We start from the raw sequence: 6,860 nt of genomic DNA on the forward strand, positions 1-6,860 counted from the left end.
GCTCACGGGTCTCGGTGTCGTACTTCCTCGGTGCTGGCATGACTTCATTCTCCTGGTTCAATCAGGAGTCTCCACCCGACCCAGGACAGTTCAGTCCAGCGCAACGACCGCGACATCCTCAACCTGCTGTCCAAACGCGCCGACGTCCTGCACCTCGGACCGGCGAACTACTGCTGGTTCACCGACCCCTCCCGCGCCCTCTGCCTCAAACTTGCCGGCACCCCCACCGCGACGCGGCCGATGATCGGCATGTGCGACTCGGCCCGATGCCCGCAGGCCACCCACCACGGCGTTCACCGACCCGTCTGGGCCGAACACGCCGAACGCACCGAGACCTTTCTCGGCCAGCTCGGCACAACCCGCGCCACCGAACACGAGCGCCTCATCGGCGACTACAACCGAGCCCAGCGCGTCATCACCGAGATCGACGACGCCACCACCCTTCACGATAACGAGGACCCGATATGAGAATCACTGCTGCCCAACGCATCCAGAACGAAGGCCGCATCCGCGCCGCGATGGACCGGCTGCTGCGCGGAGAGATCCCGCCCGGCGGCAACTGCGACGTCAAAACCCTCGCCCGGGCCGCCGGCGTCGACCGCGCCGCCTTCTACGGAGATCGGCCCTACGCGCACCTGCGCACCGAGTTCGAACAGCGGCTCCAACAGTCCCAACGCGAGGGGCACACCCCCGACCCGAAGGCAGCGCAGATCGAACGGCTGCGCGCTGAGGTCGACAAGCTCAAAACCTCTCTCGCGCAGGCAAACACTACGATCGAGCAACTCACCGACTTCCGCACCCAGGCGCTGGCACGGCTGGCCGCCCAACACGAAGAGATCCTGCGTCTCCGCGGCGCCGCCGACCCGAAGGCCAACGTTGTCCACCTGCCCGCCGCGCGGCAACACAAGATCATCGGGCCATGTTGACGCGCCTCAACACGGTGAGCTCGGTCACAATCGCCGGTCGCTTATCGCGACACGTTCGGCGACCAGCGTCGCAACCCGCGCGCACGAGATCGTCCTCGTCAAACGCGACACGAACTCATCCGAACACGGACTTTGCGGAGAAAAGGCACAGCCATGCGACCGCGTTGTTGCTGGCGGGGACACCGGAGTGGGTGGTATCGCGGCGGCTCGGTCACGCTCATGTCCAAACGACTTTGGACCTTTACGGCAACCCTCGGGAATTGCATCGGGCGGGAGAGTTTCCGCAGGTCGCCTGATGACCGCTCCGACGGCAACAGTTTCGCGGGTAGGCCCGACACACCGACTGAGCTGGGGTGCTTGCCCGGAGGTTCCGTTAGATGCATGATTCATGCGCTGGAGGGTCGCGGCGGATCGGGGTCGGGAGGCCGGTCGGACCGACCTGGACCAATGGCTTACCGATCCCGCCGGCGGGGCCTACCGCTGCGAAACCGGCACCTTCCTCCGATCCAGCAAACTCGCCACCGCCTACCTGGGCTCGCCCTTCGCTGGCGCAGCCCCGGGCAACCCGATCAACGACGACGGCCCGCTGGACCGTCGGACTTGAAAGCTGTTGCACAACATCAATATCGACACCACCCGCCCGGGTAAGCCAGCGCGACTGAGTGGTGGCGCCGATGGTGGCGTGGGCCTTTGCGTGTGGCGACCAACGGTGCGGGCCAGGTCGTCGACCGGTTGGAGTCGGATCGGTTTGCGGCCGTGGCTGATTCGAACGCTGTCGTTAGTTCATCGAGATCTGGTCGGTCAGTAGGCCCGATCGCGAATGGGCCTTGGGCGTAGACGAGCACGAGCAGGCCGGCGAGGCGATCGGGCGTCAGCCAGGCCGCCCGATCAGCACCGAACGACTGAAGCTGAGACTGAACCCAGCTCGGCATCCGACCCCAACCAGGCACGCAGCACCGCGCTGTTCGGGGGGGCATTCGGACAGTTGTGATATCTGACGTCACCATTATGGGTTCGCGAGGACGAGGCGTTGCGGGCGGCGGCGAATTGGCGATCATATGCGGCTGGCTGGCAGGTGGCCGAATGAATGGACAGCGGCCACCCTATCTGCGCCCGGCCGACGACACCGACCCGATCTGGCAGCTCCTGCAGGAGTTGCCGCGCAATGGCGCGGACCGATCATCGGACCCGCTATCGACAACTGGGAAAAGATCACCGAGAACGCCAAGGCCCGGATCAAGCTGCACGGCCTGCCGGAGACGATTGCTGCCGAGCTGGCCTGGATGGCGCACTGGCAGGCCTTGGACGGCACCCGCTCCTCCGTCCTGGCCACCAATCAGATGGCCAACATCCTCCGACGAGCGATCCGCGAACAGCATCCGTTCCCACCGTCGATCCGGGCGATGGACTGGGATCAGGCCGCGGCGTTGCAGCGATGGTTCTATGCGACCCGATGGGGGCGGCTGCCGCCCCATGGCAGCATCGCCCGGCTGCGGGTGATGTTCCGGTTCGCTCGGCTGGCGTTGCTGGCGCGCTGTCATGACGGGCACTGGTGGGATCTCGACGAATGGCACCCGCGCTGCGATCCGCGGATTCCGTTGACCGGGCGGGAACCGCAGGCCAACTACGGCTGTTCGCCCGGGCAGATCCGTCATCGCTGGCTGCGAGAGGCGGCGAAATGGCATTTGGGGACCGCACTCGAGGCCGGCACCTTACGGTGGTCGACGGTCAGCCAGGAACGAGTCAAATGCCTGACCAGGTTCGACCGTTGGCTGGGCACTGTCGACGACCCGCTGCAGGTCCTCGGCGACCCCGCCAACGCCGCCGCGCAGGCGGCGGCGTTCCGGCGTTGGGATGCCGACCCCGCCAACCGGCTGCTGCGCAGCAACGACCGCCGATTCACCGACAGACCGGTGCATCCACGTCAGATCAACGACGACCTGCGAGCGGTCGGTGAGCTGTTCGCGTTCGTCGCCGATAACCGCGGCGAAGCCCACCGGCTGCTCGGCGCCGAGCCGTGGTCACGGGTCACCGAGGCGCACGCCGCCAGTTGGTTCCGGCAGGTCGCCCGCGTCAAGCGCACGCGCGAGTTCAACGACGACCATTACGTCGACGACCACGCCATGGGCCAGATCCTGGCTGCGTTGCCGCTGCTCGGGTTGCCCCGGGAACAGCAGATGATCATCACCCGCGGCGATGGAACACAATTGCAGGCCAACGGATTCGACGATCCACAAGCCATGCGGATGATTCTGATGCAGATCCTCACCGGCCGTCGCGCCAGCGAAATCCGCACCTGCGCCTTCGACTGTCTGACCGCGCCTCCGGCGACCACAGTCACCGCGCCCGGCACTGAGAAGATCGCACGATTCCACTATGCGCAATCGAAGATCGATATCGCACCAGACACCATCCTGGTCGACCGGGAAGTGACCGAGGTCATCGGTGAGCAGCAACGCTGGGTCCGGGACAAATTCCCCGACCACGAGCCGCGGTTTCTGTTCGTCCACCGCGTCGGCAACCGCACCGGCGGCAAGCCCTATCCTCAAGGCACCTACAACTGGATGCTGCGTGAGTTCAGCGACTTGGTGCAGTTCACCGACAGTCAAGGCCGCGTGATCAGACTCAGCCACACCCACCGATTCCGCCACACCCGATTGACCCGGCTGGCCGAGCTCGGTCTGCCGATCCACGTTCTGCAACGCTACGCAGGCCATGCCACCCCGACGATGTCCATGCACTACATCGCCGCCCGTGAACAGCACGCCGAACAGGCTGTCCTCGCGACGGTGAAACTGAAAGCCGACGGAACCCGGATCCAGTTCTCCCGCGACGACCACGACAGCATGCACCTGTTCGACCGAGCCGACCGATTCCTGCCCAACGGCTGGTGTCTACTGCCACCGCTCCAATCCTGCGACAAGGGCAACGCCTGCCTCACGTGCTCGGTGTTCGCCACCGACGCCACCCACCGGACCGTCCTTGAGCGCCAACTCGACAACACAACCACCCTGATCGACCGCACCACAGCAAAATTCGAGATCCGACACGGCAGCCCCATGCCCGACGACAACGTCTGGCTCACACACCGCCGCGCGGAGAAGGCTGCCCTGACCAAGCTGCTGGAAGCACTGCCGACAGATCCCGGCCGCGCCATCCAAGGCGGTGGATCTCACGCCGCCACGACCGGCCCCGTCCCACTCACCCTCATCCCCATCACACGGAGGACACGACCGTGACCACCACACATGCAGACGCACAGCTGCCTTCGTCGCCGCCGCCAAGTCCAAATCCACCCGCAAGACCGTCGATGCCGCGCAGGCCATCCGGCGTCTGCTCAAACGCGGCGAACGCGTCACCTTCCAAGCAGTCCAGCGCGAGGCCGGCGTCTCCCACGCCTTCCTCTACAACCATGCCGAACTGCGGCCCCGCATCGAACGGCTGCGCGCCAATGCCCGACCGGTCGACCCCGACACCACCGCGCCGGATTCGGATAACACCCTCATCCACACGCTCAGCCAGCAGATCATTGAGCTGAAGAAACAGCACCGCACCGAAGTCCGGGCCCTGCGAGACGCCCTCGAACAGGCCCACGGCGAGAACCTCGACCTGCGCCGCCAACTCACCCGCCAAGGGACCGCCACCAACCACATTGCATCAATCGCAGAAACGTCATGACCAGCGCAAACGAAAGGCTTCTCAGCTCAAACCGGCGATAACGTCGGGTCCGCTGACCGCCAGGTTCTCGGCGCGCTGCACCCACTCCAACGTGCTCAGGGCTTGCTGGGTAGGAGCCGGGATCGATGAATCCTGTTCCCGCTATGAGGAAAACGTCTTTCCGGCGGGAAGCCCGGCGGTTTTGCGGCGCATCGCCTTCGTTGCCTCGTCCCGCCCGCGGACCTCCTCGTCGAGAAGGACCTTGAGGACCTCGGTGGGATCCCACCGCTGCGCGGTGGCGAGCACCTCCGGTGCGGCAGCCCGCAGGTAGGGCAGGCGCATCCGTTTGAGGACGGCGATGAGGTCGTCGGGTAACGGTGGCGCGGTGGGGTTCACGAGCTTGCCTCTGCACTCGTGCTGCCGAATCCGGCCCAGGCGGCGGTGCCGGGTTGGACCGAATGCCTCTCGTCGGCGACGACGAGCCCGGTCTCGGCTGAGGTGGCGGTGTGGTGCGCGACGATCGCCGGCAGGTCCCCCTCGGCGAACCGACCCGATTCGGCTGCTCTCGACAAAGCCGAGTCGACGGTGGCGGTGCCGACGAATGCGGCCAACTCGACCGCGGCGGTCATCTTCGCCCGGATCCGGACCGTGCCGGCCGCCGACGCGGCGACCAACCAGGCGTGCGCGCCGGGCCCGAGGTCGAGGAAGCGGGCTTCGGCCGCGGAGCGGGCCTTCGGGACCGGTGGCTTCGGTGCCCCGCCCGGTTCCTGCGGATGATCGGGATAATGCGCCGGGTCGATCCGCGGGTTCCCCGGCGTCGAAAGTAAATGTCGCGCAACCTCACTCAAACCCCTCCTGGTTTCGGCCCAGTCCGGGGCCTGAGGCAATGCATCGAGGTCGGCGACGACCACCAGCTCCGTGCCGGCAGCGCGCACCCACACTTCGGTGCCGACGCTGCGGGTGGTGCCCAACGCCAGGGTGTGCGGGGCCGACGGCAGGGTGTGCAGCCGGGCGCGTTCCTCTGCCAGGGCCTCGTCCGGGACGCGGGCGCTTTCGCGGTGCCGACGCGCATTGACCGTGGCGCAGAACTGCTCGCACGCGGCCTCGAGGTCGGCGAACGAGGCGTAGTCCGGCAGCAGGTTCGCGTCGGTGGGCACCAGATCCGCTTTGGCGATCTTGACGGTAGCTTCGCTGCCACCCTTCGATTCGGGGTCGAAGGGCACACAGGTGTGCACGGCCATGCCGTAATGGCGGGCTGTTTCGACGATCTGCGGATGCCGCACCGCAATACCGGCGACGTGATCGATGCTGACCGTGCGCGGATTGTCGGTCAACGCGTAGGTCGGCACTCCACCGAAGCGGCGCACCGTGGCATCGAGGCACGCGATCAACGTCGGCAACGTTTGATCCCACACCGGGATCACCACCCGGTAGCGTGACCACGCCAGCCAGGCGCAGAACAACAGGGTCGAGCGCATGATCCCACCGGGCCCGGGTACTTTCGGGCCCTCACCCCAGTCGAATTGCATCCACAGTCCGGGTTCGGTGATCCTCCCCCACTGCGTGGGAGGTACCCCCAGGCCGGTAGGTGCGGCGATGTCCGGCCCGCCATGCGGCTTTCGCATCCGCGACGGCGCGCCGGGTGGTGCGTTCGGTGCCGTCGAAGCCGAGAGCGACGAGGCGTTCGTGGACGATGTCGGCACGAACCTTGCCTTTGCTCCGCTCGACCCACTCCTCGATCTTGGGTAGATGGTCGTCGACGATGCGCGGTCGCCGCGACGGACCGGACACCGGCATCCCGGCGTCACGAGCGGCGACGTAACGTCGGACCGTTTTCGGATCGACCCCGGCCAGCTGCGCTGCGGAGTGCGCACTGCCGGTGGTGTCGTAGGCCTCGAGAATTTCCATGATGTCCCTGTCAGACTTCTTCATGCGTCCCTCCGGTGGGAGTCGCTCGTAGGTGGTCGAAGACCTCGAGCAAAACCCCGGAGGGGCGTCGGTGTCAGGACCGACACACCGCCGGCCCCATGTCCATCGACAGGGAGATCAGCTGTCCGTCAGCAGGGACGAACGTGTCCGCCTACAGGGAGGTTGGCATGTCCGCTAGCACGAGGAGAGATTCGTGGATTTTGGACTGTCCGGCAAGGCTTTCGTGATCACCGGTGGAAGTGAAGGCCTGGGTTTTCGCGTCTGCGCGAGAACTACTTCGCGAAGGCGCCGTGGTGACGGTGTCCTCGCGCTCGCAAAGCAAAGTCACCGAAGCCGTGACCCGGCTCG

General features: G+C 66.2%; 4 protein-coding genes and 3 pseudogenes. 5 read left to right on the forward strand and 2 right to left on the reverse strand.

Features of this window, described 5'->3' with window-relative positions; translation table 11 throughout:
* The first annotated feature begins 249 nt into the window (after positions 1 to 249).
* The 5 genes and pseudogenes from ACFWAY_RS52740 (at position 250) to ACFWAY_RS52760 (ending at position 4,604) form a co-directional block, all read left to right on the forward strand.
* Positions 250 to 468 carry a hypothetical protein gene (locus tag ACFWAY_RS52740; protein WP_378516394.1) on the forward strand — a complete coding sequence of 73 codons (219 nt, stop codon included), beginning with the start codon at positions 250 to 252 and terminating at the stop codon, positions 466 to 468.
* Positions 465 to 926: a hypothetical protein gene (locus ACFWAY_RS52745; RefSeq protein WP_378516395.1), complete on the forward strand. Its 462-nt coding sequence runs from the start codon at positions 465 to 467 to the stop codon at positions 924 to 926. The genes ACFWAY_RS52740 and ACFWAY_RS52745 overlap by 4 nt, the downstream gene beginning before the upstream one ends.
* 143 nt (positions 927 to 1,069) lie before the next feature.
* A pseudogene (locus tag ACFWAY_RS52750) lies at positions 1,070 to 1,222 on the forward strand (transposase); the annotation flags it as partial.
* A 762-nt stretch (positions 1,223 to 1,984) separates the two neighbouring features.
* Positions 1,985 to 4,165: a tyrosine-type recombinase/integrase gene (locus tag ACFWAY_RS52755; RefSeq protein ID WP_378516396.1), complete on the forward strand. Its 2,181-nt coding sequence runs from the start codon at positions 1,985 to 1,987 to the stop codon at positions 4,163 to 4,165.
* On the forward strand, positions 4,092 to 4,604 hold the full coding sequence (locus ACFWAY_RS52760) for a DUF6262 family protein (protein ID WP_378516397.1): 513 nt from the start codon (positions 4,092 to 4,094) through the stop codon (positions 4,602 to 4,604). Before ACFWAY_RS52755 ends, ACFWAY_RS52760 begins: the two co-directional genes overlap by 74 nt.
* A 45-nt stretch (positions 4,605 to 4,649) precedes the next feature.
* On the opposite strand, the pseudogene ACFWAY_RS52765 reads toward ACFWAY_RS52760, so the two are convergent.
* Together ACFWAY_RS52765 and istA are read right to left on the reverse strand one after the other, a co-directional pair.
* Positions 4,650 to 4,979: pseudogene (locus ACFWAY_RS52765) on the reverse strand (ATP-binding protein); the annotation flags it as partial.
* A pseudogene (gene istA, locus ACFWAY_RS52770) lies at positions 4,976 to 6,515 on the reverse strand (IS21 family transposase). The pseudogenes istA and ACFWAY_RS52765, both read right to left, overlap by 4 nt.
* Between the last annotated feature and the right edge of the window lie 345 nt (positions 6,516 to 6,860).

It is taken from the genome of Rhodococcus sp. NPDC059968 (genome assembly GCF_042738615.1).
Taxonomy (GTDB): Bacteria; Actinomycetota; Actinomycetes; order Mycobacteriales; family Mycobacteriaceae; genus Rhodococcus_F.

Excerpts from the sequence above, each read along its gene's own strand:
- ACFWAY_RS52740 (WP_378516394.1), top strand. The coding sequence starts at position 250 with ATGTGCGACTCGGCCCGATGCCCGCAGGCCACCCACCACGGCGTTCAC.
- ACFWAY_RS52745 (WP_378516395.1), top strand. The coding sequence starts at position 465 with ATGAGAATCACTGCTGCCCAACGCATCCAGAACGAAGGCCGCATCCGC.
- ACFWAY_RS52755 (WP_378516396.1), top strand. The coding sequence starts at position 1,985 with ATGCGGCTGGCTGGCAGGTGGCCGAATGAATGGACAGCGGCCACCCTA.